This is a genomic window from Microbulbifer maximicatervae (SeqCode) (genome assembly GCF_052467385.1).
This window is the reverse complement of record NZ_CP174311.1, coordinates 2887169-2913787: the sequence shown is the minus strand read 5'-3', so window position 1 is coordinate 2913787 and position 26619 is coordinate 2887169. Positions and strand designations below refer to the sequence as shown.

Annotated in this window: 21 protein-coding genes; 12 read left to right on the top strand and 9 right to left on the bottom strand. The window is 48.3% G+C overall.

Annotated elements, in window-relative coordinates; genetic code table 11:
* Nucleotides 1-3 precede the first annotated feature (3 nt).
* Nucleotides 4-1029 carry a sensor histidine kinase gene (locus ACJJIR_RS12275; protein WP_444905555.1) on the bottom strand — a complete coding sequence of 342 codons (1026 nt, stop codon included), beginning with the start codon at nucleotides 1027-1029 and terminating at the stop codon, nucleotides 4-6.
* A 394-nt stretch (nucleotides 1030-1423) separates the two neighbouring features.
* On the opposite strand from ACJJIR_RS12275, the gene ACJJIR_RS12270 reads away from it, so the two are divergent.
* Nucleotides 1424-3241 carry a haloalkane dehalogenase gene (locus ACJJIR_RS12270; protein WP_444905554.1) on the top strand — a complete coding sequence of 606 codons (1818 nt, stop codon included), beginning with the start codon at nucleotides 1424-1426 and terminating at the stop codon, nucleotides 3239-3241.
* Nucleotides 3242-3591: 350 nt separating this feature from the next.
* Complete coding sequence (locus ACJJIR_RS12265; RefSeq protein WP_444905553.1) at nucleotides 3592-5361, top strand: DUF885 domain-containing protein; 1770 nt, start codon at nucleotides 3592-3594, stop codon at nucleotides 5359-5361.
* A 96-nt stretch (nucleotides 5362-5457) separates the two neighbouring features.
* On the opposite strand, the gene ACJJIR_RS12260 is transcribed toward ACJJIR_RS12265, so the two are convergent.
* From ACJJIR_RS12260 to ACJJIR_RS12235, 6 genes are all read right to left on the bottom strand, one after another.
* On the bottom strand, nucleotides 5458-6621 hold the full coding sequence (locus ACJJIR_RS12260; RefSeq protein WP_444905552.1) for an acyl-CoA dehydrogenase family protein: 1164 nt from the start codon (nucleotides 6619-6621) through the stop codon (nucleotides 5458-5460).
* 11 nt (nucleotides 6622-6632) lie between these two features.
* Entirely contained in the window at nucleotides 6633-8657 is a 2025-nt protein-coding gene (locus ACJJIR_RS12255) for an acetyl/propionyl/methylcrotonyl-CoA carboxylase subunit alpha (RefSeq protein WP_444905551.1), read from the bottom strand.
* Nucleotides 8657-9460, bottom strand: a complete 804-nt coding sequence (locus tag ACJJIR_RS12250; protein WP_444905550.1) for an enoyl-CoA hydratase/isomerase family protein — start codon at nucleotides 9458-9460, stop codon at nucleotides 8657-8659. The genes ACJJIR_RS12255 and ACJJIR_RS12250 overlap by 1 nt, the downstream gene beginning before the upstream one ends.
* A gap of 9 nt (nucleotides 9461-9469) precedes the next feature.
* Complete coding sequence (locus ACJJIR_RS12245; protein ID WP_413665474.1) at nucleotides 9470-10636, bottom strand: acyl-CoA dehydrogenase family protein; 1167 nt, start codon at nucleotides 10634-10636, stop codon at nucleotides 9470-9472.
* A gap of 81 nt (nucleotides 10637-10717) precedes the next feature.
* Nucleotides 10718-12325, bottom strand: a complete 1608-nt coding sequence (locus tag ACJJIR_RS12240; protein WP_444905549.1) for an acyl-CoA carboxylase subunit beta — start codon at nucleotides 12323-12325, stop codon at nucleotides 10718-10720.
* On the bottom strand, nucleotides 12325-13218 hold the full coding sequence (locus ACJJIR_RS12235; RefSeq protein ID WP_444905548.1) for an SDR family oxidoreductase: 894 nt from the start codon (nucleotides 13216-13218) through the stop codon (nucleotides 12325-12327). The genes ACJJIR_RS12240 and ACJJIR_RS12235 overlap by 1 nt, the downstream gene beginning before the upstream one ends.
* A gap of 202 nt (nucleotides 13219-13420) precedes the next feature.
* Between ACJJIR_RS12235 and ACJJIR_RS12230 the strand changes: the two genes are divergently transcribed.
* Both ACJJIR_RS12230 and ACJJIR_RS12225 read left to right on the top strand, forming a co-directional pair.
* A complete protein-coding gene (locus tag ACJJIR_RS12230) occupies nucleotides 13421-14065 on the top strand; it encodes a TetR/AcrR family transcriptional regulator (protein ID WP_444905547.1) in 645 nt (214 codons plus the stop codon).
* A gap of 183 nt (nucleotides 14066-14248) precedes the next feature.
* Complete coding sequence (locus tag ACJJIR_RS12225; RefSeq protein WP_444905546.1) at nucleotides 14249-16792, top strand: hypothetical protein; 2544 nt, start codon at nucleotides 14249-14251, stop codon at nucleotides 16790-16792.
* Here the strand turns inward: ACJJIR_RS12225 and yciH are convergent.
* Nucleotides 16789-17112, bottom strand: a complete 324-nt coding sequence (gene yciH / locus ACJJIR_RS12220) for a stress response translation initiation inhibitor YciH (RefSeq protein WP_413665479.1) — start codon at nucleotides 17110-17112, stop codon at nucleotides 16789-16791. The genes ACJJIR_RS12225 and yciH overlap by 4 nt on opposite strands.
* A 166-nt stretch (nucleotides 17113-17278) precedes the next feature.
* Between yciH and ACJJIR_RS12215 the strand changes: the two genes are divergently transcribed.
* Nucleotides 17279-18112, top strand: a complete 834-nt coding sequence (locus ACJJIR_RS12215) for an ion transporter (protein WP_413665480.1) — start codon at nucleotides 17279-17281, stop codon at nucleotides 18110-18112.
* Between the two features lie 63 nt (nucleotides 18113-18175).
* Here the strand turns inward: ACJJIR_RS12215 and ACJJIR_RS12210 are convergent, their stop codons facing one another.
* On the bottom strand, nucleotides 18176-18640 hold the full coding sequence (locus ACJJIR_RS12210) for a PaaI family thioesterase (RefSeq protein ID WP_282933171.1): 465 nt from the start codon (nucleotides 18638-18640) through the stop codon (nucleotides 18176-18178).
* 110 nt (nucleotides 18641-18750) lie between these two features.
* On the opposite strand from ACJJIR_RS12210, the gene ACJJIR_RS12205 reads away from it, so the two are divergent.
* The 7 genes from ACJJIR_RS12205 to ACJJIR_RS12175 all read left to right on the top strand — a co-directional run bounded on the left by ACJJIR_RS12205 (nucleotide 18751) and on the right by ACJJIR_RS12175 (nucleotide 26467).
* Nucleotides 18751-19893, top strand: coding sequence for a serine hydrolase domain-containing protein (locus ACJJIR_RS12205; protein ID WP_413665481.1), 1143 nt, complete (start codon nucleotides 18751-18753; stop codon nucleotides 19891-19893).
* Nucleotides 19893-20120, top strand: coding sequence for a SlyX family protein (locus ACJJIR_RS12200; protein ID WP_282933169.1), 228 nt, complete (start codon nucleotides 19893-19895; stop codon nucleotides 20118-20120). The genes ACJJIR_RS12205 and ACJJIR_RS12200 overlap by 1 nt, the downstream gene beginning before the upstream one ends.
* Before the next feature lie 615 nt (nucleotides 20121-20735).
* Nucleotides 20736-21383 carry a YiaD family glycine zipper/OmpA-like lipoprotein gene (locus ACJJIR_RS12195; protein WP_413665482.1) on the top strand — a complete coding sequence of 216 codons (648 nt, stop codon included), beginning with the start codon at nucleotides 20736-20738 and terminating at the stop codon, nucleotides 21381-21383.
* 1768 nt (nucleotides 21384-23151) lie between these two features.
* A complete protein-coding gene (locus ACJJIR_RS12190) occupies nucleotides 23152-23328 on the top strand; it encodes a hypothetical protein (protein WP_444905545.1) in 177 nt (58 codons plus the stop codon).
* A gap of 225 nt (nucleotides 23329-23553) precedes the next feature.
* A complete protein-coding gene (locus ACJJIR_RS12185) occupies nucleotides 23554-24567 on the top strand; it encodes a GlxA family transcriptional regulator (protein ID WP_444905544.1) in 1014 nt (337 codons plus the stop codon).
* Between the two features lie 150 nt (nucleotides 24568-24717).
* Nucleotides 24718-25803: a PQQ-dependent sugar dehydrogenase gene (locus tag ACJJIR_RS12180; RefSeq protein ID WP_444905543.1), complete on the top strand. Its 1086-nt coding sequence runs from the start codon at nucleotides 24718-24720 to the stop codon at nucleotides 25801-25803.
* A gap of 199 nt (nucleotides 25804-26002) precedes the next feature.
* Nucleotides 26003-26467 (top strand): netrin-like domain-containing protein, encoded by a 465-nt coding sequence (locus tag ACJJIR_RS12175; RefSeq protein ID WP_413665485.1) that lies wholly within the window; start codon nucleotides 26003-26005, stop codon nucleotides 26465-26467.
* Nucleotides 26468-26619 lie beyond the last annotated feature (152 nt).

Genomic DNA, 26619 nt, shown 5'->3' with positions numbered 1-26619 from the left:
AATCTACGGGGTTATGGATGAATTTACTTGTGGGAAGCGAATTTTCAAACTTGCTCCTTCACCGCTTGAATTTAACTTGAGGGCGTGGTTGTCACTGAAGTTGACTCTTAATGTTTGAGTTAGAATACGTAATCCTTCACCATAGGTAATGTTCTTGTCATCAAAGCATGCCCCTGTATCCTGAACTTCCACTTCTATGTAGCTATTATTTAGTTCGACATTTACACTCACATGACCACTTTTAGCGTAGGGTGCAATACCGTACTTTATGGCATTTTCCACAGCTGGCATTAGTAGTAATGACGGTATATTCATTCCATTCAAATTTTGTGGGCAGTCAATATCAAAGGTAAATCGATCCTCAAAGCGCTTTTGTTGCAGCAATAGGTATAACTCGATTAATCTTAGTTCTTCCTCAATAGTTATCCATTGGGTTTTGGTTAAGTTGATTGTGTCGCGCAATAAATCGGAAAGGCTGTAAATGAGCTCTTTAGCTTTTGATGGGTGCTGAATGACTTCTGATGCAATCAAATTTAGAGTGTTAAATAGAAAGTGAGGATTTGATTGCATTTTAAGTATTTGTAGCTCTGCCTGTTGTGCATGAAGCTGCGAGCGATAGAAGAAACTTTGCTGTTGAAATAAATATATGGCAAAAATATAAACTGTGGATTCAAGTAGCATTATCGCCAATGGTAATATTTTAATATCAGGTACTTTGAAAGTTAATGGGGGTTCTACGATCGGTGCAATGCTTATAAATAGAAAAATGACTACAATTGGTCTTAGTAAGTAGGTGTGTTTTTCTTTTAATAATCGTAGAGGGCTGTTAGGAAGATTTTCAATAAAAATGAAAAGAAGGTGACATAAAATGAATGTTCCCCATATTTTAGCTGTAGCCAACAGGAAGAGGTGGGGGGTTAGTGACTCAAGTGAATAAAGTGTAGCAGAGACGATAAAGATATTCACCCATGGCCAAATTAGAAGAAATATCCATGCTTGGATCTTATTTATTTTGCGAAATTCAAACAAGGTTCCTTGCCTATATTGCATTCAATATCGATTTTATATATCAGAATATCAACAGTAAATAATATAGATAATCTCATATGAAAGAAACTTGCCATTTGCTCCATTGAGCTTGAAATATGCACCGTTCATACAAAACATTCTCGATTGCAAGCAAATTTTTAAGTATCTAAGCATAAGTTTATGTATCTCAGGTTCTTAAATTGACGGAAGTTAGTCATGTGCTTTTTTATAGAGTTTTCTCTGTTTAATTAATGATAAAACTTCCAACAGTTCTGGTTGTGCGGAGATTTTCACCATCCGCACAATTCTGTCATAGGTGGATACTCTGATGGTGATATGAATATCCTCTCCAGTTAAAGGAAGTTTTATTTAATGTAAAAGGAAGGTTTATATTATGAATTATTCTTTTGTCTCTATATCTATAACTCCCCAATATATCTCTCTATTCCGGTGCCTGTTCGGTATCTGCTTTTTGGGTTCCCTATTGGTTGCTTGTGACTCGGATGACTCTGAAGATGTCTCAGGGACAGAGATTCCCTTAGTTACAGGCCCAAATAGCGATGCTTGTAAATTGTCTGAAAGTGAAATATATGCAACCGCTACGGGTTTGGAATATATTGTTACTCCCGATGCCTGTTTTGACTCCCTTTCCGGATATGAGTTTGAGCCAAGTTACGTAGAAATTGACGGCTTAAATATGCATTACGTGGATGTTGGGCCTGATAATGGCGAAGTTATATTGTTACTACATGGCCAACCCAGCTGGTCCTATTTATACCGAAAAATGATCCCGATCCTTGCTGATGCCGGTTACCGAGTGATTGCACCAGATAATATTGGAATGGGAAGGTCAGACAAGCCGATCGACGTCACAGTTCATCAATATGAACAACATGTTGCTTGGACTAAGGCGTTTATTGATAAGTTAAATTTAACTGATATTAATCTATTTGTACAAGATTGGGGAAGTGTTATTGGTCTTCGTATTGCAGGTGATATGCCACAAGTTATCGGAAGGCTAGTTGTCGCGAATGGTGACCTTCCGGTGATTCCATTGGGGGGAAATCCTTATATATACCCGACTTTTGAGATTGATGAATCACTGGGTGATGCAGAAACATTCTTTACTTCAAAATCGACTGACAGGGTGGAGGGATTCCAACAATGGATTAACTATGCCTCTAGTGTACCGGAATTAATTGCTGGAGATGTGGTACAAACATTGACTATTAACCTGCTAAGTGATGAGGAAGTAATTGCGTATAACGCCCCCTACCCAAATATTGAGTATAAAGCGGCAATACGAGCATTTCCTGCGATGATGGTAGGTATTGAAATGCAGAATTTTTCTGCCTGGAAAACACTTGGAGCTTTTCACAACCCATTTATGTTTAATGCTGGTGAGTATGATATCAACTTGGGGAGTATTGAAACGCAAAAGAAGTGGGTGGAGCATGTACCAGGTTCGGATGATGGTGATCATAGGCGCTTTGCTGCAGGCCACTTTATTCAAGACGATGTAGGCGAGGAATTGGCCATACACTTTTTAGATTTCTTGCGAAATACTACGGTTGAGGAACCATTGCAAGCTGGCGGTCCACTCTTTAATTTTCGCTATTGTGAGATATTACTGCCTTATCTAGACGGAGCTGAGGAGTCAACAGAGATTTGGGGTACCCCGGGTGTTAATTTTTGTCCCCAAAATCAGTGGGATGCTATCAACTTCAACGATATAGAAATTGAGTATGGTGCGCTTTTTGCAATCCCTAATGGGCCGCGTTTTTTTGTGGTGGATGAAATATTAGGTGGCGATATTGTCTCACCCAGTCCGGATGATGAACACCGTTTTTTCGGTGACTTAGAAATGCGCTTATTGACTACCATGAATTATAGTTCTGATCTCGGAGAGAGTGTTTCCTATATTCCTGGACAAGTACTAAGGAATAATACTTGGTTGTTTTATGAAGGTCGCCGTGTTTATGAGCTAACTGATATCAATGGGCAGGTGTATATTATGCAATCATTTAGTCGTATTGAGGTCTCTGATCTTCAGTTTGACGATTTAAAAGACCTGGGAAGTCGCCTCAATCTGCCAGAAGGCTGGACATTTAGAAGTCGCATTCTAAGTGAGCCATTAGAAGTCTCCGCCATCAATGGTATTGCTGAGGTTGTACAAGACGACTTAGGTAATAGCTACCAGTTAGTGCCGTAATATAAATGAAGTAACATTCATCGGTGTTATAAGGAATTACTGTTCTTTAAGAAGCCCATTTTTATTAAAGTGGGCTTCTTATGCATCGCCATACCCTTCAAGTGCATAGGTTAATGGAGGCTTAGGTGGTCTCTATGTCAAGTTGCTAGCGCTTGTTACTTGTGACTCTGCCAATTAAACGAGTTTCACGCTCTATCTCTGGGATTTATCTATAAATATCCTCGCTTCGCCGATATTCCGCATTTGAGGTGTTGAAACTCATTTTGTTACAGTGCCTACTATAAAACAGGAAGTTGAAGTTTTCTTTATAGAAACCTTTTTAATGAGTTTTATGTTGCGGTCTTATAAGAATGATTAATGTAAAAAGAGCGGGTTTAGGTGTATTGGTAGTTTCATCGGTCCTAATGGGGTGCTCAGTTACTGATAACCAAACTGATGTGGCCGGTAGGGAAGCTATTGACAACTCGGCGCTACTCCATGATCTAGCGGATCAATATGCTGAAGCTTATTTAGAAAACTTCCAGCCGTACGCTTACTTCTCAGATATGGAGCTGGACAGGCACAACCTTTTTTTAGGTAACTCCCCCAGTAACGCTGCCTCTCTAGCGGCATCTGAGGACAGAATACTCAATAAATTGGCAGAGATAGATCTTGATGGTCTAAAAAGTGATCAAGAGAAGGTATTCTACTTCAAACTGAAAGAGCGATTAGAGTCCAATGTTGGCCTAAGGGTGTGTAAGACTGAACTCTGGTCTGTTGATCATATGTTTGGGCCTCATATCATTCTTGGCTTTTTGACCGAGGTTCAGCCGGTTGAAACAGCCCAAGAAAAGGCAGATGCGATTGAACGTTGGCTTGACGCGGCTCGTTACTATGAGCAAGAAATAACCAATCTCCGCCGGGGGTTAGAGCAAGGTTACTCCGCACCTCAGAGTGTGGTTAAGCGAGTCATTCAGCAAGTTGGTGGCTTGACCCAAGTACCTATCGATGAGCACCCGTTCTTGGGGTTAGCGAAGAAAGCTGGGGACCCTGAGTTTGAAGCTGCATTTAAACAGGTGCTTTCAGATCACGTTATCCCCTCAATGGAGAATTACAAGAATTTTCTAGAGTCTGCCTATTTACCTGAAGCCAGAGCCGAGCTTGGTATCCATGCGATTCCTAATGGCCGTGAATGTTATATGGCTCAGTATCGTTCTTATACGACTTTGCAGAGAACACCAGAAGAAGTTTTTGAGTTGGGTTTAAGGGCTGTCAACTCAAACAAGAGCGAAGTGGTTCGCTTAGGCAAGGAGTTCTATCAAGTAGATTCCTACTCTGAGGCAGTGGCAAGGGCCAGTGAGGATAAGACTCAGAAATTTAATAGCGCTGATGAAATGCATCAGTTTTATGAGCGCCTGGTAGATAAGTCTAGAGATTTAACCGTTGACTTCTTCCATGAAATGCCTTTGATCGAAATGGAAGTAAAAGCTATCCCTGAGCATGAACAAGGTTCAGGTCGCAGTGCGCACTATATTCCGGGCACCAAGGAGCGCAAGGCGAGATTTGGATATGACCCGACAACTTATAAGGATGAGTCTTACGCTTCTGCAGAGAAGGTTACTATCCACGAAGGGTACCCGGGCCATCATATGCAAATTGCTCTCGTACAAGAGCAAGAAAAGTTTCACAAAATAGAAGATGCTTTGTCTAACTCTGCATTTGCTGAAGGTTGGGGTAGGTACTCTGAACATCTAGCGGAAGAAGCGGGAATGTATCAGTATGGGTCAACCAAGATCCTAAGGAGAGCATGGCCTGCGCGAGGTATGGTAGCGGACACCGCAATGCATGTACTCGGTTGGAGTGATGAAAAGGTTGCGGAGTTTTTGCAGGATTCTGGCGCTTCATTTGCAAAAGGCCCGAGGACTCTGATGGACCGAATGGCGGTTATGCCTGCGCAGCTTACCTCTTATGATTCTGGTGCACTCGAGATTTTCGCCTTGAGAGAACTGATGCAAAATGAACTTGGTGAAGACTTCGATATTAAGGACTTCCATGAAATCATTCTGAGAAATGGCAATGTTCCTATGGCGGTACTAAGTGAGCAGGTAAGGGACTTTATCGAAGAAAAGAAGCAGGGTTAATTTAAGCGGGATTTTCGCTAACTCAGTCCCACATCCATGCGGGACTGAGTTATAAATAGGCTTAGCAAGGCTTTTATCCTTGCCTTAAAGGCTACCTTAAATCCCCATTTGCCTGGACGCTAGATCCCGCATAATTTCTTCAGATCCGCCACCAATCGCATTCACCCGCACTTCACGATAGATTCGCTCAACACGGCTGCCGCGCATATAGCCAGCGCCGCCCAATACCTGCATAGCCTCCCGAGCGCAGAACTCAAGGGTTTCTGTGGCTTGGACTTTGAGTAGTGCGATATCCGCTACTTTGAGCTGATGTTGTTGCTCTGCCCAGGCACAGAGGTCCAGATAGGCTTGGGTGGCATTGATACGTTGAAGCATCTGGGCAAACTTGTGTCGAATCACCTGGTGATTGGCGAGACGCTTTCCGAAAGTCTGGCGCTCCTGGGCCCACTCAATGGCGTCCTGCAAACAGACCCGGCTGAACTCTACACAAGAGGCGGCAATGCCCAGGCGCTCGCGATTGAAGTTGTGCACTATGGGTAAGAAACCTTGGTTCTCACCGCCAATTAGATTGCTCGCAGGGACGCGCACCTGCTCAAAAAAGATACTGGCCGTATCGGAGCACCACCAGCCCTGCTTTTTATCGAGCAGCTGCCGGCTAACGCCTTCGGCATCCGCAGGGATTAAGAGCAGGGAGATACCGCCGAAGCCTTCCTCGCCAGTGCGCACGGCAGTAGTAAACCAGTTAGCGCGCATACCGCCGGTGATATAGGTCTTTTCGCCGGTAACGATATAGTCACCCCCATCACGCTCTGCGCGGCACTGAAGATTGGCTACATCGGAGCCTGCGCCTGGCTCGGTAACAGCCAGGGAAATATGCTTTTCGCCACGTAATACCGAGGGAATAACCTGATCTTTTAGGGCCTCACTGCCATAGTGCAATAATGGGGGCAGGGCAATGCCGTGGACCATTAGGCTGGCGTAGAGGCCACCAGCGCCGGGGCGGGCTAACTCCTCTGCGGCAACAATCATATGGAAGACATCGGTTTCGATGCCGCCGTAGTTTTCCGGATAACTCATCTGCAGAAGGCCAACTTCTGCGGCTTTTTTCCAAAGCTCGGCGGGTAGCTGGCCGTCTTCGTCCCATTCAGTAATGTAGGGAGTAATCTCGCGGTCGACAAAGCGGCGCAACTGGGTGCGCCATTCCTGATGGCCTTCGTCATAGAAGGGGCTTGCCATACGGGAGGCATCAATATCGTACATGCTGATCTCCTTTAGGAAGTAGCGTCGCTGGGGATTTTGGCGGTTTCCGTGGGAGCGGCTTCGATCTGAACTAACAGCTGGCCACCGCGTACCTGGTCTCCTTCACAGGCGCCCAGTTTAATTACGGTACCGTCGCGGTCTGCGCGCAGGGCGTGCTCCATTTTCATAGCTTCCATTAAGGCGATAGTGTCTCCCCGCTGAACGCTTTGATTGGGCTCAACCAATACCTGCACCAGGCAACCGTCCATAGGGGCCGTGATGCGGCCACTGCCTTCGTTAAGGCTCGATTTGGCGGGGGCGTGGGTGATATCGACAAAATGAAATTGCCTGCCGTCTAACAGGAGGTGCAGATTGCTTTGGTTGGCTAGGAACAGTCTCTTTTGGCTAACGCCATCCAGCAGGAGTTCAGCACTATAAACTCCAGTTTCTTTTTGTGATTTCTCAAAATGGACCCACTGAATCAGGAACTGCTGGTCGCCTACTGAGATTTGATAAGAATTATCTACTAACGCCAGCAGCTCACAGTTTAGGGTTTGTCCTGAAATTTCCAGTCGGTAGTTGATCGGCACGCTGTTGTCGCCACTGCGCCAGTCACTGCGGCCGCTACGCTGATCCTGAGGGTTGGCTTGGTGCAAGTGATTAAGTAATGTGGCTTGGGCTGCAATTACTGCTGGAACTGGTTCTGCGGATGTCAGCGTGCTGTTTTGGTCGAGGAAACTGGTATCGGCATCGCCAGCGATAAACTGTGATTCGGCCAGGATCTTCTGCAGGAAATGGATATTGTTTTTGGGGCCGATAAATTCCAGCCGGGTCAGGGCTTGGGTTAGCTTGCGCCGAGCTTCTTCTCGATCCTGCCCCCAGGCAATTAATTTGCCGAGCATGGGGTCGTAAAATGGCGTAATTTCGCAACCATTTTTCAAAGCGTGGTCGATACGGATTCCTTGCCCCTTTGGCGCTACCCAGTGGAGTACTTTTCCGGCCTGGGGCAGGAATTGTTGTTCCGAGTCTTCGGCATACAGGCGGACTTCAATGGCGTGCCCCTGCTGGGAGACTTTCTGCTGGGAAACGCATAGGGCTTCGCCGCGTGCTACTGCCAGTTGCCAAGCTACCAGGTCAAAACCGGTTACCATTTCTGTTACCGGGTGCTCTACTTGCAACCGGGTGTTCATTTCCAGGAAATAGAATTCGCCGTTGGGGCAGAGTAGAAACTCTACGGTGCCCGCGCCTAGATAACCGCAGGCTCGCGCGGCGTCGACTGCGGCTTGCCCCATTCTTTCCCGCAGCTGGGTGTCGACCGCTGGGGAAGGGCACTCTTCGACCACTTTTTGATGGCGTCGCTGTACGGAGCAATCCCGCTCCCCCAGGTGAATACAGTTGCCATGACGATCCGCAAATACCTGGATTTCGATATGGCGAGCGTTGACCAGTGCCTTTTCCAGAATTAACTCGTCGCTGCCAAATGCACTCATGGATTCACTGCGGGCGGCGCGTAACTGGGAGGCCAGCTCGTTGTCTCCGTGAGCCAGGCGCATGCCGCGCCCACCACCGCCTGCGGCGGCTTTGATCATTAATGGGAAGCCAATGCGCCGCGCCTCGGCGATCAGGGTGTCGTCGTCCTGGGCACCCTGGAAGCCGGGAATACAGGGTACGCCGGCTGCGGCAACAAACTCCTTGGCTTTGCGTTTGTTGCCCATCAGTTCTATGACTTCGGCACTCGGGCCAACAAAACTCAGTCCACTCTCTTCGCAAGCGCTGGCAAATTCCGCATTCTCAGCGAGAAAGCCGTAGCCGGGGTGGATGGCGGTGGCTCCGGATTTTTTAGCCGCGTCGAGAATTTTTTGGATATCCAGATAGGACTCCGCCGAAGTCTGCCCGCCAATGGCTACGGCGATATCGGCAGCTTGTGGGTGAAGTGCATCGCAGTCCGCATCGCTGTAGACGGCGACTGTGCGATAGCCTTCCGCCTGAGCAGTACGCATAATTCGCAGTGCGATCTCGCCGCGATTGGCGATTAACAGGGTCTCTGTTGTCGACATCAGTGCTGCCACTCCGGTGATCGTTTTTCCAGAAATGCACGGGCGCCTTCGCGCCCTTCATGGCCTTGAATTGCGCGGGAAAACTGTTGCGCAGCGCCGTCGAGCAGTTGGCTGAGGGCAGTCTCATCACTCACCCGCGCCGCATCCAGCAAGATTTGCTTGGTCGTTGCCAGAGCGCCGGGAGCGCAGGCATTGATCGCGCCCAGGTGTTCCTGCAGCGCGCTTTCAAGGGCTTCGGAATTATCGAGTAACTGATGGATTAACCCAATTTCCAAAGCCTGCTGTGCATTGACCTTTGCTCCGCTGAGGGCCAGGCGCCGGGCCTGGGAGAGACCGACCCGTGCCACGACAAAGGGAGCAATTTGTGCAGGCGGTAAACCCAGGCGGGTTTCCGGAAGGGCGAAGCGGCAACTGCGATCGGCAATGGCAATATCGGCACTGCAAGCGAGCCCGAAACCACCGCCCATTACGGCACCTTCCAATACGGCAATGACTATTAAAGGGGTGCGATTAAAGCGTTCCATCAGTTCACCGAAACGACGGTTTAGGTGAAAAAACACATCACTATTTCCATCGCTCGCGCCCTGCTGAGCATTGAGCATATCGGCAATATCGCCACCGGCGCAGAAGTTGTGTTCTGCACCCCGCAGTACCAACGCTCGCACCTGCGGATCTTCTTCCGCTTCTGCGAGTTTTTGCAGAAGCTCATCTACCATTTGCAAACTGATGGCGTTGCGCTGCTGCGGGCGATTTAGCGTGAGATAGCGGGCGATGCCGATGGTTTCATCAATAATTGTCTCCATGGCCTGACCTCACGCGGTGGGTTTGCGTTTGCTGGGCAGTATGCCCATCAGCTTACAGATAATGCCGAGCATTACTTCATCTGCACCGCCGCCGATAGCGGTGAGACGGCTATCCCGGTAAGCGCGGTTGATTACAGTCTCCTCGATATAGCCCATGCCACCCCAGAACTGCAGGCACTGATCGGGAATAGAGCGGGACAGGCGACCAGCCTTGAGCTTGGCCATTGAAGCAAGGGTAGTGACATCTTCACCTGCCACATAAGCTTCCACCGCGCGCCAGGTTAGAGAGCGCAGGCATTCCACTTCGGTCTGCATTTCTGCGAGGGCAAAGTGGATAGTTTGATTGTCGATCAATGGTGCTTTAAAGGCATGGCGTTCGCGCACATAGTCGATGGTGCTGGTTACACAGTGCTCCAGGCCTTTTAAGTTCAGCGCGGCGCCGGCGAGGCGTTCTTCCTGGAACTGAAGCATCTGCAATAGGAATCCGGCACCTTCATCGCCGATACGGAAATGTTTGGGCACCCGTACATTGTCAAAAAAGATGGGAGCGGTTTCCGATGAGCGCATACCTAATTTGTCGAGTTTTTCGCCGATGCGTACACCAGGCGTTTTCGCCGGAATAATGACCAGGGATTTGTTGCTATGGGCTTTGCCCTCACTGGTATTGACCAGGGTGCAGAAAAAATCGGCGCAGGGGGCGTTGGTGATCCACATCTTGCTGCCGTTAATCACATAGTCGTCGCCATCGCTCTTGGCGGTGGTCTTAATCGAAGCAACATCGGAACCGGCGCCGGGTTCGGAAACGGCAATTGCACCGATCATCTCGCCACTCACAGCGGGAATCAGGAACTGTTCTTTCAAATCCTGGCTGCCAAAATTAGCCAGGGCCGGGGTGCACATGGAGGTTTGTACTGAAATTGACAGGGGTACACCACCACAGTGAGCGCTGCCCAGCTCTTCCAGGAAAACGGTTTCGTAACTGAAGTCGAGACCCAGGCCACCGAAGTCCGTGGACTTACTGATTCCCAGCAGGCCCAGGTTGGCCAGTTGTTGGAAAATTTCGTGGATAGGAAAGCGGCCGGCCTTTTCCCATTCCGCCACATTGGGATTGATTTCCTGCTGTACAAAGTTTTGTACAGTGCGCTGCAGTTCCCGGTGTTGATCGCTAAATATCATTATTGTTTTCCCTGCCTTGAAGTGTGAACCCGGTGATTGTGTTAATGGGCAACCGCACTTCCTTGTTGCCCCGGTTTTTCGTTAGAACCTAGCTACGCCAAAGGTATTTTTATTGAGTTTTCTCTGCTCGGCCTCATTGCAAATTTCTAGCAACATGCCTAAAAGTTTGCGTGTATCGCGGGGATCGATAATGCCGTCATCCCAGAGGCGTGCACTGCAGGCGAGAGCATCGGAATTGCCATCCATAAATGCGCTGGTGTCATTTTCCAATTTGTCCAATACAGTCTCATCCACATTGCCACTGCGTTGCATTTTTTGCTCGGTGACGATGCGCATTACCTTGCCGGCCTGGGCTGCGCCCATAACTGCGGTGCGGGAATTGGGCCAGGCAAAAATAAAGCGGGGATCGAATCCGCGACCGCACATGGCGTAGTTGCCGGCCCCGTAGGAACCGCCCACGACAATACTGAGTTTTGGTACGCTGGCATTGGCCACGGCCTGAATCATTTTGGCCCCGTGCTTGATGATGCCGTTGCGCTCCACCTCGGTACCCACCATAAAGCCGGTGGTGTTATGTAAAAACAGCAGTGGCGTGCCACTCTGTTCGCACAACTGAATAAACTGCGCGGCCTTGTTGGCCCCCTTGGGGGTGATCGGGCCGTTATTCCCAATAATTCCTACAGGAAAGCCTTCAATACGAATATGGCCACATACGGTTTGTCGATCGAATTCCGGCTTGAAATCCAGCATGGCAGAGCCGTCGGCTAGACGAGCGAGAATTTCGCGCACGTCGTAGGGCTTTTTGCTGTCTGCTGGAATCAGGCCGAGCAAGTCGTCGATAGGATGCAATGGGTCTCGGTAGTCTTTTTGTACTGAGCTTTTAATGGGGGAGGGGAGGGCGGCAATAATTTCCCTCGCTATGCGGATACCATCGGCGTCGTTCTCAGCTAAGTAATCGCCACTGCCGGATTCGGTACAGTGCATTTCCGCTCCGCCGAGGCTTTCCGCATCGGCAATTTCACCGGTGGCTGCTTTCAGTAGCGGCGGCCCAGCCAGATACATACCGGTTTGCCCGCGTACCATGACCACATAATCTGACAGGCCTGGCTGGTAAGCACCGCCGGCAGTAGCGCCGCCATGTACCACGGTTACTTGCGGAATACCGGCAGCGGACATTCGAGCCTGGTTGGCAAATCCGCGTCCACCGGGAGCGAAAGTGTCGCTGGCATACATCAGGTTGGCACCACCACTTTGTGCCAGGGCGACAATCGGCAAATGATTCTCCAGAGCGATCCTCTGCATTCGCAGGGCTTTATCCATCCCGGCTGGTGAGATGGTGCCACCTTTTACGGCATAGTTATCCACCCGAACCATGCAACGTTGTCCGCTGACCTGGCCAATGCCACAAATGGCTCCGCCACCCGCACCGGTACCATCCTGGTCGTCAAAAAGTTTATAGCCGGCAAGGGAGCACAACTCTACAAAAGGCGCGCCGGGGTCGAGCAATAAATTTAGGCGCTCCCTTGGCAGCAGCCAGCCCCTGTCACGATAGCGTGCAGCCTTACTTCTCTCTGCCTGTACCGGACGTTGCTCAGCTTCACGAAAATGGTTGATCTGTTCCAGCATGGCAGCTTGGTTGTCATTGAACTCTGCCGAGCGGTTGTCGAGCTGGGAATCAATCGGCTGCATTAGAGCTTGCCCTCCGCTTCCAATTCTTCCACTACCTGCGGCCGGCGTTTGCGATGGAATCCGTTGAAGCGTTTAGAGTTACGGGCCGCCTGAGGCTGCCAAAGGGGAGAGTGATGTTTGAGACTCGAGCCACCATCGATACGCAGCGTTTGTCCGGTGATATAGCTGGCGGCATCGGAAAGCAGGAAGCACACGGCCCCACTAATTTCCGCTTCCTCTCCCAATCGATAGAGGGGAATACTGCCTCGGAAGCCCGGTAATAGCTCGCGCAGGAATTTGGGGTCGTAAGTATCAAAACCGCTGGAGAGAATATAACCTGGCGCCACGGCGTTGACTCGAACCCCAAATGGCGCCCACTCTAATGCGGAAGTTTCGGTAATATTTTCCATGCCTGCTCGAGCGGCACCGGAATGCCCCATCATTGGCATACCGCCTGCGTTATCTGCGGTGATATTTACGATACTGCCGCCGTGCTGTTTCATAGATTGAACAAAAACTTCTCGGGACATTAAAAAGCCACCGAGCAGGTTACTGCGTACAACAGCATCGAACCCTTTTGTGTTGATCTGCTCAAGGGGTGAGGGGAACTGGCCACCGGCATTGTTCACTAATCCGTGAATTTGGCCCCGGGCCTGGACTATTTGTCCCACTGTCTCCTGCACTCCTTCTTCATCGCGGATGTCCAGGCTGAATAAGCTGCACTCGCCAGCATCGTTGTGGATCTCGCCGGCAACCCTTTCCAGCTTGTCCAGTTTGCGCCCGATCAATACTACATGGGCGCCGAGGCTGGCCAGTTCGTGGGCAATGCAGCGTCCAATACCGCTGCCGCCACCGGTGACGATATAGGTTTGCTCGCTAAAGCTGCCGGAGCGCAGCTGGCTTTGATAGCGCATGAAAGTTTCCTTTTTTACGGCCTTACGGCTTATTCAGTTTTTATTGTTCTTGTCGGCGCTTGCGCCTGCGTGTGGGAAAACGCAGAATAGCTTAACGCTACCAAGCAAGCGCTTGGTATTCAATACTTGGCGCCTATTTGATTAAAAATTCTCAGGGCCGTTAAGATGTTTGACTCAAATTGATCAATACGGGGAGTGGTTCGTGATTGAAAGTGGGCAGGATTTAGTGAGAGTTCCCGAAGAGTTATCGCCGCAGCAGCTGGTAGATGCTTTGGTGGCAGAGGGAGTGCTAACAGATCCTGAATCTGCCCGTGGACGTTTGCTGAATGCTGCAGCGCGGTTGTTTGAGCAAAAAGGGTTCGCCCGGACAACAGTTCGGGATCTCGCTGCTGAAGTGGGTATTTTGTCTGGCAGTATTTTTCATCATTTCTCCAGTAAGGAGCAGATTCTCTGTGAAGTAATGCGGGAGGTGACGATATTTGCCGGTGCGCGAATGCGAACCGCGGCGGAACAGAGTCGAACACCGCAAGAGAGGCTTCAGGCCTGTATTCAGTGTGAATTAGAGGCTATTCATGGGTTGGCAGTACCGGGTTTTTCTATCCTGGTGGTGGAATGGAGAAGCCTATCCGAAGAGAGTCAGCAGGAGGTTTTGCGCCTAAGGGAGGAGTATGAGCAGATATGGCTGGACGCTATTGAGGCCGCCGAATGTCCCGGTGGTGATCCCGCACTGGTAAGGCGTTTGCTGGTCGGTGCCTTGAGTCACACATACAGTTGGTATAAGCCGAGAGATAAGGGGTTGTCTATTCCAGATCTGGCGGCGCGTGTTCTAGCGATATTCACTCCCTGAATTCTTCCTAAATTGGCAAAGCGTGCCATAAAAACTGTGAACTTTGCCTTCTTTCCTGCCATTTTTGTTTTTGAACTGGCTTGGTGAGAACTGGTGCGCAACTGATTTTCTCTGAATCTTTTACTCTCCGCGCAAGATGTAATAAATGTGACAATTTGCGTCACTTGGTGACAGGAGAGGGAGATGGCGGGCCAGGATTTGTACCAGGTGGTTTCCATGGGAAGGACACTTCACGCCAAAGAACCGGGTCCGGTTATCCGGGATGTGGCGAAGTTGTTCTCTATCTCGGAGCCCCAGGCGCGCAGGCTGCTACTAAAAGGCTGGGTAATTAAAGATCGGTTGGTTTCTGACCAGGCGCTGGAGTTTCGCACCAGTCTGCAGAAAATTGGCCTGCGAGTGGAGGTTTGTCCGGCGGGACGATTTGATAACCGCGAGCTGATTGCAAAGATAAAAGTTGCCCAGCGGCGCAAGGCCCAGGTCAATGCTGCATCGGTGGATGCGCCGGATAAGTCGCGCGCTGGTACTGACCCTTTTGTTCCTGTTAGCCAGAAAGCTCTCGAAGCAGACGGGCCCCAGAAAGTCGTTTCATCCACTCCTGCCGCAGGCAACCCAGCAATAAAGCCGGAAGGCTCCCAGGATTCGGTTGAGTGGTATTTATCTGATGCCGGCCGATTGCATGCTGACAGTGTCACCAGTCAGGGCAAGGCAGTTTGGGGAGTGGTCAAAGCAGTAATCGTGCCCTCAATATTCTGGTTGGTACTGTTCGCTTGTGTTTTCTCCAGTGGATATGCCCTATGGCAAATCCCTATGGCTGTTTGGCAGGGAGAACTTACTTGGGTGGGGGTGTCGCTGAGTATTTTAACCGTACTTCTCGCCCTGCTTGTTGGTCTGCTGTTTGTCTGGCCATTTTTCTGCTTATCCTCCCGTTTGCGAGATTCATCGGAGCCCCGTCAGCTGTTGCCCTCTGAAGGTAAGGAGGCCTTGAAGTTAATTAATTCATTGGTCGATAAGCTAGGGCTGCCAAAGATCAGCCAGGTCTTTGTAAGTGCAGACTCCCATATTCTGTCCCAGCCGGGATTTCTCCAGGTTTTTAGGCAGAATTTACCACTTACAGTAGGGCTTGCCAGCGTCGCCTCATTGGACGGGAAGGAGGTCCTGGCACTCGTGGGCCGGGGGCTCGCCTTTTATCGCGGCCGTTTGCTCGGCGCACTTGGTTGGTTGACTTACGGCACCGTGCAGCGATTGGAACTGATGCAGTGGGCTTTTGAAAATGAGCGCAGTGTTGTTAGCCCGGCTAATGCTCCGGGAGCATTAGCCGCGCCATTTCACCGTATGCTAGTGACAGGTGGATATATTTTGCTCCCTATCTTGCAGCGCCTGGAGGCACTGCATTGCCGCTTAACCGCAGGCAGTGCCGTAATGCTACAGGAGAGGGCTGACGGTGTTGCGGCGCAGATAATAGGTAGTGATGCGTTGGCAGACTTCGCCAGGAAGTGGCATCGGTTAGTGCACGCAGATCTCTTAGTGACAGAAATTAATCGCGAAGCCCAGGCGCTGGGACGCAGTTGTGCAAATATTCCCGATGCCGTCCGTTGGATGCAGGAGAACCTGGATGTTGATACCTGCGATGTGGTTGAGGCTGCTATGACGCAGGCCAGGGACCCCTGGGATATTCAGCAGGCGATCGACAGTGAATGTGTAACGGTGTTGATTGAGCGGGAATTTGTGGGGCAGGTTAGATCTGCGATACCCCTGCAATCCATGTTTGTGGACTTTGCCGGGCTGGCAACCGCTGTGACGTCTGAAGTTGCTGGCAAAGACTGTGAGATGGTCGAAAACCGACTTTTACTGAGTTCAAGTAAGGAGTCAGAGGAGTCTGCTGAGGTACTGGACGAGTATTTCAATCGCCTGGCGCCCTTGACCCTGATGCCTCTGCGCAGGCCATCCTCTGCGGAAATGCAGGCGCTGGATCTGCAGGGCACTATCGATTGGCTGCGCAGTAAACTGGTGGAGTTGCGTGATTTGCGTGGACGCCGTGAGGACTTGCAGATCAGGGTTTTTACAATGCAGCTGGGAGCGGCGCTGATACGCGGCAAAATCCCTTTTACCGCTGAAGACTTTTGCTTGAAGGGGGCCAGCCTTGCAGGAGCTCAAGAACAGATCGCTGTTAAGCGCGCTGAACTGGAGGAGTCACACAAGCAATTACAGCAGATCTATGGTGTTTTCTATCAGCGCCTGTGTCTATCCCTGGTAACTATGCCCACGGATCAGCGTCAAACAGCCAGGAATCAGCTGCGCCATTTGGCCGCCTACGATAGCTTGGCACCACATCTGGATCGGCTCGCCGGTTATAGCCACTCGCTGGCAATATTTGCCCAGCACCTATCACCAGAGTTGAATGAAAGGGAACTGCTGCAAAAATATACGGCGCTGTCTTTGCGAGAGATAGATGCCATAGTAGCGGCAGTGGAGAGTTCGGCTCTATTAAGAGAGCAAGGGGTGGCGGTGGCAATAAATTTGAAAGCTCAGGGGGAGCCTTTCAGGCAGCTGCCACAAGGGAGACAGGAAGTGCTGGATTCTCTGCAGGTTATGGAATCGCGTTGCAAACACATTCGCGCTGCGATTCTGGAGCACTATCATATCCAGCTAGCCGCCTTGCTGAGTCAGTGTTTGGAGCGGGAAAAGCAGTTGCAGTTAAAGCCACTGCGACTGCTTAAAGCCGGCTAACCGCCGGCCAGTTTTACCGTGTGGTTGCGAGATTCCAGGAATATTTTGATCTCAGTACGCTTGTCACCCTGAATCTCAATCACCCCATCTTTGAGGGCGCCACCGCAGCCACAGCGCTTCTTGAGCTCTGCCAGGAGCAGCTTGAGTTCGCTGTCAGTGCCTGGCAGCCCGCGCACGCAAGTCACCCCTTTTCCTTTTCGGCCCTTGGTTTCCCTTTGGATTCGAACTATGCCATCTCCATCACGGCGCTTCTCTGTCCTGGATTCCTCTTTAATTCGACCGAGGTCAGTTGAATAGACGAGACGATTCTCCTTAGCCATGATTGGGAATACTCCGTTGGTATTTGCTGAAAATGCCGGGAATTGTGCCCGAGGTGCGCAGGATGTCAAAGCCGCTGTAAACGATGTTGAAAATGGGGCGACCCCTGAAGCCTGAGAGGTTAGAATTTTGCCGCAATATGAAACAGCAGCGTAGTTGAGGTGATAGATGGCGTTGACGGGACGTCGCAAACTGCTCAATGAGGTAATTTTCGGAACCGAGACCCGGGCAGGGCGGAATTTTGATGTTTTTTTGATCTGGGCGATCCTGATCAGCGTGGGTTTGGTGCTCCTGACCTCCATAGGTACGGTGCGCGACCGCTATGAGCACTTACTCATCGGCCTGGAATGGGTATTTACTGGCCTCTTCACCATTGAATATATCGCCCGGATATATTGCACGGTGAATCGCCGCAAATATATTTTCAGTTTCTATGGGATTGTGGATCTGCTCGCAATTCTCCCCAGTTACTTGGCGCTTCTCTATACTGGCGCCACCTATCTTTTGGTGATTCGCCTGTTGAGGGTGCTGCGGATCTTCCGAATCCTGAAGCTGGTTCGCTACTTACGTGATGCCAACGTCTTGTTGCGAGCCCTCGGGCTGGCCCGGCGCAAAATCCTGGTGTTTTACTCCAGTGTTTTGGTTATGTGCATTATTTTTGGTTCCCTGATGTTTGTGGTGGAGGGGCCAGGCCACGGATTTACCAGTATTCCCACGAGTGTTTATTGGGCTATTGTGACCATCACAACCGTTGGTTATGGCGATATCTCTCCGCAAACGCCTTTGGGGCAGGGCATTGCTGCAATGACCATGCTGATTGGTTACTCAATTATTGCAGTGCCTACCGGCATTCTAACGGCGGAATTGGCTGGAGAAATGCATCGGGAGCGAGTGCAACAGCGCTGTGATAACTGCAGCCGTAGTGCCCATGACCCAGATGCGGAATACTGCAAATTCTGCGGCCATCGCCTGGAGGATATGGAAGAGAGCGAAGCGCTGTAAGTTATTCGCCCTTTGTCACCGCCGGCCAAAACAGGGCCGGCAGCCATTTATCAGCTTATGGTTTTACCACTCATCCGGGACGCGGACTGCTATGACTTCTGCCTTGGCGCAGAGGCGTCCATTGCTGGTGAGATTGCAGTGCAGAACAGTTTTCTTGGAGGAGCGCTGAACAATAGTGGCTTCGAGAATGACCGGTTTATCGATGGCAGCCGGTGCCAGATAGCTAATATCCAGTTTGCCGGTGGCATACCAGATCTTGTCACCAGTGCCGACAGCTCGTCCGGCTTGCAGGTAACCATCGGCGATGGCTGTGCATACGGTATGGCAGTCGATAACCGTAGCGATAATTCCACCGTTTAAATATTGAGCAGGTCCAGCATTGTGATGGGAGCTGGGAAGGAACTCGCAGCGGGTTTGATCCTTCTCGGTCCAGTAGCTTTTAATACGCAGGCCCTGGTCATTGTCTGGACCACAGCCGAAGCAATGATTGCCCTGGATCTGATCTTGAATTGCGCTTTCCTGAGTCATATTTATCCCTCGCTATGAGCGCGCAATACTACCGATTTGCGCCGCAGAGTGGAAGAAACTACCCTTGCGGGCTTGCAACAGAGTTATCCGAATTATCTGGACGTAAATACATGGACATATACGGCTTTTGTGCCCCTGGTTTAGAGGCTCTTTACGATGCTTTTGCCAGAAATTTTCGCGAGTGCGGTGATACAGGAGCGGCCTTTGCCGTGCGCCAGCATGGAGAATTAATCTGTTCCTTATGGGCGGGAAGTGCGGATCGGGGTGCAGAGAGGCCATTTACTGAAGACACATTGGCCAATGTCTTCTCATCTTCCAAAGGCGTTCTTGCAGTTTTGGCGATGCAGCAAGTTGCCGCAGGCAAACTGGATTTGGATCGCCCGGTAGCGGATTACTGGCCTGAATTTGCCCCAGGCAAAGAAACTGTCACCGCACGCCAATTGCTGTGCCACCGCAGCGGACTTGTCGCTTTCCGTGAGCGGGTAAAAGACAGTTTGATTTACGATTGGCAGGCGGCTTGCGACCAGGTGGCTGGCAGCGAGCCTTGGTGGAAGCCCGGAAGTGCACAGGGTTACGCCCCATTTTTATACGGCTGGAGCTTGGGTGGATTAATTGAAAGGGTTGCCGAAAAACCCTTGTTGGAACTTTATCGGGAATTGCTAGCCAAACCCCTCAATCTTGATGGGGGCTTTGGGGCAAATGGACATCGTTCGCAGAGAATTGCCGATGTCAGCCCGCTGAAACAACCCTTACCAGAGCTTCGGGAAAATGCCATTGGCCGCGCCATAAAAGAAGACCGCAAAGGGCCTGTTGCGATGGCATTTAGCAACCCGGTGAGCTTGATGATGGGTACCAATAGCTCCGAGTGGCGCGGTGCTTTAATTCCTGCAGCCAATGGCCACTTCAGTGCGAGAGACCTGGCAGCGGTTTACGGTGAACTCACCTGTGACGAGCCGACTATTTTGCCCAAGCGGTTGATAGATGAAGCGGCAAAGGAGCAGAGTCATGGCCACGATAAAGTATTGCAGGCTGAGGTGAGTTTTGGTTGTGGCTTTATTCGCAGCAGTTCCGCGGCGGACTTGCGCTTTGGGGGTAGCCAGGGCTTTGGCCATCCGGGAGCGGGTGGTAGTGTCGGCTTTGCTGATCCGGAAAGAGGGCTGGGCTTCGGATACGTGACAACTCGTTTGGGGCAGAGCTTATTTATGGATCGTCGAGCGGTCGGTCTGGTAGATGTTCTTTACGGGTTGTTGTGATGACTGAAGAAATAAAGGCTCTGGTAGAGCGGGTCGATGAACTGGAGAGCCGTTTGGCTTTCCAGGAAGACACTATAAGCCAATTAAATGATGTGATTACTCGTCAGGATACGGATATTCGCACTCTACTCGCACATATGCGCGAGTTGGGCGAAAAGTATCGGACGATTGCTTTTGAGATGCAGGGGGCCGGCAAGCCGCTGGATGAAAAACCTCCGCATTACTAATTCAGTGGTTACAAAAGGGTTTTTATAGAAGTCCACAGGGGCTGGCACGAAATTTTTTTTGTTACTAAGTGACAGACATAGAGGTATTCGCTGCCTCTTGGGGGTGACTTTAAAAACAAAAGCGTCTAAAAAAATTGCCTCAGTGGAGCGTGAGGCTATTGACAAACTTTTCCACATACGCAGTTGGTAAAATTTGCCCTCAAACAAGAAGATATCCACCGCTATTTGACGTCAAGGCAGATTTCTAACTTGTTGTTTTTAAAAGGAAAACTGAAGAGTTTAAAAAATGTGCAAAACGCTGTAGGCGAGAGTTTACGCCGGCTGGCGCCATGGATAGCTTATTAGTGCACAGTTTTATCCACAGATTTTGTGGAAGACCGGAAAGCTGATCACTTCTTGCTCGCTACTTTGTCCGTCATTGGTACGTAGTTATGAATAGTTAGTACGTAATGGGGACTAGTCAGTAGAACTGACAATAAATTCGCTTTAGTCTATGGAAAATTTCATTGGGTTGGTTCAGCCGCCAGTCAGATAGTGTGTTGAACAATACAGAGATTGCACAAGACATGTGTAGCTCAATACCCGTTACTTAAAAATGCGTTAGGAGAGCCAATAATGAAATATTGGGTAGCAGCCCTGGCACTGGGTTCGATGGTTGGTTGTTCCACATTGGACCCTTACACAGGTGAAAGTAAGACCAGTAATGCCGCCAAGGGGGCTGGAATTGGAGCTGTAACTGGAGCGATCGTTGGTGTCGCTACTGCCAGTAAGAAAGACCGTGGTAAGGGAGCCTTGACCGGTGCCCTGGGTGGCGCGGCGATCGGTGGTGGCATTGGTTACTATATGGATCGTCAGGAAATGTTGTTGCGTCAGCGCCTGGAAGGTACCGGCGTACGTGTTGAGCGTGAAGGTGATAATATTCGCCTGATCATGCCAGGTAACATTACCTTCGGTACTAACCGCGCAGATATTCGTACAGACTTCTATGACACTCTGGAATCGGTCACTGTTGTATTGCAGGAGTTTGATAAAACTGCAATTCGAGTCAGCGGCCATACCGATAGCACTGGTTCAGATGTGTACAACCAGAGCTTGAGCGAACAGCGTGCTAATTCCGTTGCTGGCTTCTTCAGCGGTCAGGGCGTTTCTGCAGGTCGGGTACAGGCGGTAGGTTACGGTGAGCGTTATCCTATTGCCAGTAATGACTCTGAAGCTGGGCGTCAGGCCAATCGCCGAGTTGAGTTGGAACTACTGCCTTTATAACGATCAGGTCAGATATTTTCTACCTTTAGTCGTTCTTTTATTGATAGTGCCCAGATTGTTCGATTTGGGCACTACCCCCCTTCATAAATTCCCATTATTATTCTACTCAATTTCTTAACTAATCCCTTAAGCAGCTATTTGTTTGTCCCTACAAAGAGTTTCCGGCTTTGATTCCTGGTTACTCGGCGGATGATGTATTGAGAGAAAGCTTTCTCACTTATCCTCTTGCCATCTTCAGAATCTTTTCCGAACTGTTTTTGTAGTTGCCGCTCAAACCATTCTATTTAGATCAAGGCTCATCTTTGGATTTCCGTGTTGTCTTGTTTTCAGACTTATATAAATCTAGCGACCCTAAGATTTAGCATTAGTTTGATTTCAGTAAATTTTTAGAGAATGTTTTGTGAGCCAAACGAGAGTGGTTATCAGTTCTTTGATGTCTCAGTTTGTTCGACTGCTAAAAATTAGATGTGCCAACATTTTTATAGAGATCATTTGCCAATCATATTTTCTACCTATGAATAATTGATTTTGTGGCCATGTATGCAGAGATAGATTTGCTTGCTTTTTGATTTTTAGAGCATTGGCCGTCAAGTAAGCAGGAAAGTCCGAAAATTAAGTTGTCTAGGGTTGGGTTGGCGCTAATAATAATTTCTTAGTTTTATTATTTTCTGGATTTGTATTTTGTGTGATTTATATTTTTGACCAGCTTTTTATGTTGGTACACCTGTGCAAGTTGAGGTGGTATGAGTCGTAAGTTTTTATTGTTTTTTCTGTCGCGGATATTTTTAGGTGTTTAGTTGGTGGAATCAGTTTTGATTAGTACCCCCAGGCAAAGGATCGCATAAATACTTCTAATTCGAAGGGTGTGGCGCCAGATTTTAGGGTTGTGTTAATAGTGGAGGTTGTTCCTTCCCTCATTCGCCACTTCGATTGGTAATTTAGTTGTTGGATGGATGGATGGATGTTTGTGTCTGTCTCGTCGGAGAATTAATTCGACACATTGAGGTGGGTAAAGAATTCCATAAGTATTGTTTTTCATGGTTTCACTGCTGTAAATGGCTGATCTATACGCTGCAGAAATATAATAATGGTGATTGTGAACCTGGCTGCTTTTAAGAGACGATAAAGTAAAATTTTGCAGGAAGCTTGTCCTTTTGGTTGGAAATGATGAGTCTTAAGATGTGGGCCTGTGATGATCGTCAAGCTTCATTACTTAAATGTTTTGTGAGATTCATATTGGGGCTGAGGGCTTCAAGCTCTTTTCATGAAGGTCTATGTCATTTTCAGTTCTTCACTAAAAGATTGTATCCATAAGATGGAAAGGCTATCTCGATAACTTTTGGTTGGTAATTAATAAGGGGTAGCGGTGATCTTGGCAGAAGGTGTTGGCTAAAAGTAGGTTCTGAGAAGAGTACACAATGAGTTCTTAACTTAAAGCCTTGACTCTCCTCTTAAGGGAAGAGTTTAGAATTTTAGTGGCTCAGGTAAAGATAGGGGTCTCACTTAACATGCGGTAGATGTAGTAGCTGCGCCTAATTGCTGAATCGATCGTAAAGCTATTGATTGAGTGGTTGGATGTTAGGGTTGGTAAATAGTTCTTGGCTTTAGTGTTTTATTGAAATTTTATTACATTTAAATTTTTCTAGTAGGTTTTTGTTCTTTTTTTGTTTGTGATTTGGAGTTTTTTTAATTTTGGGTGATTTTTTTACACCCAGGCCCGGTCTGTGGGGCGGGGTGGAAAAATTGAGGCAGTGTTGTGGGTCCTTAATTGGCATTTTATTTAGATGTGTCAAAAAAAAACAGTCTTCAATCATTTGCTGGTGTGCATGCAAAAGACGCCAAAATTTTTAGGGTGGAAAATACTATTTATCGTTGTGTAAGTGAAATAATTATTGGTTCATCTGTACCAATTGAGGTTGTTAGTTTTATTGGTACAGCTTGTTAGTACAAGTGGGATGAAATTTGATCAGTTAAAAGGCCCCAAATTTTGGGTGACTGGTTATTCTTTAAGGTAATATCAATATCACTTTACAGAATATGCAAGGTTAGTACATCCTAACGCAAAGTCACTTAATTCCATCGAGTTATTTTGCCTTTTTACGCCAAGTTAGATTTGCGAGAAAACATAAAGAACCCTTCTGGGTTGATAAGTTAGTTGTAGGTGTTTGCCGTGAAAAGTAGTCTTCTATCGCCATACCAGGGCCTTAAAGAAAGTAAAAAGAGAACGATATCGATCATTATTTGTTCTGGTGCCCAGTGCCTGGATATCACAGGTCCAGCTGAGGTGTTTACGTTTGCTAATAAACAAATGGCCGATTTTGGGTATGGCGAAGATCAGCTGTATAAAATTGAATTTTTGGCTGCAAGCAAGGAGCCGAGGCAAGTAACTACTGGCCTGAAAGTACATCCAGATAAATGTTTCTACGAGGCTGATTCCATCCATACTCTTTTAGTTGGTGGTGGTACTGCGAAAAGTTGCCTTGACTTAACGGATGACAGTCTGTTTCTTGAGTGGTTGAAAGTTAAGGCAAAGGAAGTTGAGAGGATAGGGGTTAGCGGAAGTGGCACGTTGGTACTTGCTAAGGCTGGAGTTTTATCAGGGCATCGGGCTACAACCCATGAAAAATACATCGGTGATCTAAAAAAATATAAAGATATTGAAGTAGATGACAAAGCGATTTTTGTGAGAGATAAGAAAATCTACAGTTCTGTAGGGCGAAGTGCAGGGATAGACTTGGCCTTGGCTATGGTTGAGGAGGACTTCGGTCGAAAACTGGCCCTTTTAGTTGCTCGGGAAATGATTTTGTACCTGAAGCGTGATGGTGATCAGAGTCAGTACAGTAGTTATTTACAGGCACAATTAAAAAATAATAGGTTCTCCCCGTTGTTGGAATGGATAAACCTAAACTTAGAGCAGTCTCTCAGTGTTGATTTTTTGGCTAAAAAACAAGCAATGAGCCCCCGAAATTTTTCTCGCTGCTTCACAAGCGAAATAGGTGTAACTCCGGCTCGGTATTTGGAGCAGGTTAGAGTTGAGAAGGCCTGTCAGTTAATATTGGAGGCAGGGATTAGTCAGGATGTAGTGGCAACCCAGTGTGGCTTTTCGTCGCAGGAACAAATGAGAAGGGCGTTTCTTCGGCAGAAAGGTATTCTTCCCAGTAAATACCGCAAACAGTTCGCTTGAAAATACTGGATTTCGTTGATTTTTGGCTTATCTTCGACATGGGGGGCGGCTTTTCAGGGTTTAAGCATGAATGCTCATGTATGTCTGAACCTCTGAGTTGATCAACATCTTCACTTTTAGTTAATATTTATATTTTGCAAGAATATAAATATGAAATACTTACTTTTGACCAGTTTGCTATTTGCAGCTTCTGCAAGTGCTGAGATAGACCTTGATTACCTCAAGGTACCCGAGGGCTTTAAGCTCAGCTACTTTGCAGAAGATGTTGAGACGGCTCGTCAATTGGCACGTTCTGAGTCGGGTACAGTATTTTCTGGTTCTTTCAGCGCGAAAAAAGTTTATGCTTTCAAGGACGCAGATAATGATGGTGTAGCTGATCAGCGTTGGCTATTGATGGATGATTTAAAAGCGCCGACAGGTATTGCCTATAAAAATGGCGATTTATATGTGGCTGATGTCAATAAGATTATTCGCTTCCCCCAGATTGATAAAAATCTTGACAAACCGAAGTCTGAGGTTGTTTACGATCAGTTTCCAGCGGACAGGCATCATGGTTGGAAATTTTTGCGTTTTGATAGTGAAGGGCAGCTAATAGTGCCTGTCGGCGCACCTTGTAATATCTGTGATGCCAACGAAAATTACTCAAAAATATTTTCGCTGGACTTGCAATCTAAGAAAACAAAAGTGATTGCAAATGGGGTGAGAAACTCCGTTGGCTTTGATTTTCATCCGCAAACCAATGAATTGTGGTTTTCAGACAATGGGCGGGACATGATGGGTGATGATATCCCACCCTGTGAAATCAATAAGGTAAGCTTTGCAGGAGAGCATTTTGGCTATCCTTATTTCCACGGTGACGATATTGCAGATCCGGAATTTGGTCAGGGTAAGAGGGCCGCTGATTATTCCAAGCCGGTATTAAATTTAGATGCCCATGTGGCGCCTCTTGGAATTCACTTTTATCGCGGTGGGCAGTTTCCCAAGGAATACCAACAGAACTTGTTGGTTGCTGAGCACGGGTCCTGGAATCGAAGCAAAAAATCAGGTTACCGAGTAATGATGGCGACAGTTAAAGATGGTGAGGTCACGGATTACAAGCCGCTGGTCACTGGTTTTATGCGGGATGAAACCACCTATGGGCGCCCTGTTGCATTTTTAGAAATGCCTGATGGCAGCGTATTAATTTCTGATGATTTTGCCCATAAAATCTATCGCTTAACCTATACCGGTATTTAAATGGCCGATTTTATAGCTATCAGGGCTGCTCATTGAGCAGCCCGCTTGGTTATCCACTGTATTGGTTTTCACGCTAGAGGAATTTCTGCCAAATTTCCTCACCTCTTAGCTATCCTTCAGACTCTGTAAAAAAGAGTAAGCCGATCCTAATTACTTGTGCTATGTCTACTGCGATAAGAGCATAAGTAAGGAGAGGGTTGTGACGCAAAAAATATCCTGTGAGACATTTTCCAAAATCGTGAGTGTTATTTTATATCTCCTAGTGAGTAGCACGGCGCATGCGACTGAGGACATAGCTTCGGCATCTACTGCTCATTTGGAATTACGTTTTGCCCAAGCTGAGGTTGTGGCGCAAGTAGAAATTATTGATGTTCACAGGGATGTGGATAGCGCACTGTCTGAGGAGGGAATTACAGCCATATCAGGCTATATCTACTCTGCCGTTCCCAGCCAGGTTTGGAAGGGGCCAATGGGTGGAGAGATCACCTTCCGCCTGGGATTTGAATCCTGCGATTTAAAGCTGGAGCAAGGTGAAAACTATCTGATTTTTGCGAATTTGGATAGCTACGGAAGGTTACACCTGAGGAGTTGTGAGGCGGTTATTGCTGAGTCAGACGCCACCGCGATACTTGCCCAACTTAATAAGTTTATTAAACAGGGCTAATAAGTTGCTTTCTTGCAGACCTGTTAGAACTATCAGTTGTAACTGGTTCTTTCTTTACAGCAATCCAACCTGCTACGAAGTGGCTCTCCCCCTTGAAGAACCCCAAAGGCGGGTTATTCTTATCAGTATTGGCGCGACCTTCTTTTACAGGC

Bases quoted from the DNA above. Each gene is read 5' to 3' on its own strand.
- ACJJIR_RS12270 (WP_444905554.1), top strand. From the start codon at position 1,424: ATGAATTATTCTTTTGTCTCTATATCTATAACTCCCCAATATATCTCT.
- ACJJIR_RS12265 (WP_444905553.1), top strand. From the start codon at position 3,592: ATGATTAATGTAAAAAGAGCGGGTTTAGGTGTATTGGTAGTTTCATCG.
- ACJJIR_RS12260 (WP_444905552.1), bottom strand. From the start codon at position 6,621: ATGTACGATATTGATGCCTCCCGTATGGCAAGCCCCTTCTATGACGAA.
- ACJJIR_RS12255 (WP_444905551.1), bottom strand. From the start codon at position 8,657: ATGTCGACAACAGAGACCCTGTTAATCGCCAATCGCGGCGAGATCGCA.
- ACJJIR_RS12250 (WP_444905550.1), bottom strand. From the start codon at position 9,460: ATGGAGACAATTATTGATGAAACCATCGGCATCGCCCGCTATCTCACG.
- ACJJIR_RS12245 (WP_413665474.1), bottom strand. From the start codon at position 10,636: ATGATATTTAGCGATCAACACCGGGAACTGCAGCGCACTGTACAAAAC.
- ACJJIR_RS12240 (WP_444905549.1), bottom strand. From the start codon at position 12,325: ATGCAGCCGATTGATTCCCAGCTCGACAACCGCTCGGCAGAGTTCAAT.
- ACJJIR_RS12235 (WP_444905548.1), bottom strand. From the start codon at position 13,218: ATGCGCTATCAAAGCCAGCTGCGCTCCGGCAGCTTTAGCGAGCAAACC.
- ACJJIR_RS12225 (WP_444905546.1), top strand. From the start codon at position 14,249: ATGGCGGGCCAGGATTTGTACCAGGTGGTTTCCATGGGAAGGACACTT.
- yciH (WP_413665479.1), bottom strand. From the start codon at position 17,112: ATGGCTAAGGAGAATCGTCTCGTCTATTCAACTGACCTCGGTCGAATT.
- ACJJIR_RS12215 (WP_413665480.1), top strand. From the start codon at position 17,279: ATGGCGTTGACGGGACGTCGCAAACTGCTCAATGAGGTAATTTTCGGA.
- ACJJIR_RS12210 (WP_282933171.1), bottom strand. From the start codon at position 18,640: ATGACTCAGGAAAGCGCAATTCAAGATCAGATCCAGGGCAATCATTGC.
- ACJJIR_RS12205 (WP_413665481.1), top strand. From the start codon at position 18,751: ATGGACATATACGGCTTTTGTGCCCCTGGTTTAGAGGCTCTTTACGAT.
- ACJJIR_RS12200 (WP_282933169.1), top strand. From the start codon at position 19,893: ATGACTGAAGAAATAAAGGCTCTGGTAGAGCGGGTCGATGAACTGGAG.
- ACJJIR_RS12195 (WP_413665482.1), top strand. From the start codon at position 20,736: ATGAAATATTGGGTAGCAGCCCTGGCACTGGGTTCGATGGTTGGTTGT.
- ACJJIR_RS12180 (WP_444905543.1), top strand. From the start codon at position 24,718: ATGAAATACTTACTTTTGACCAGTTTGCTATTTGCAGCTTCTGCAAGT.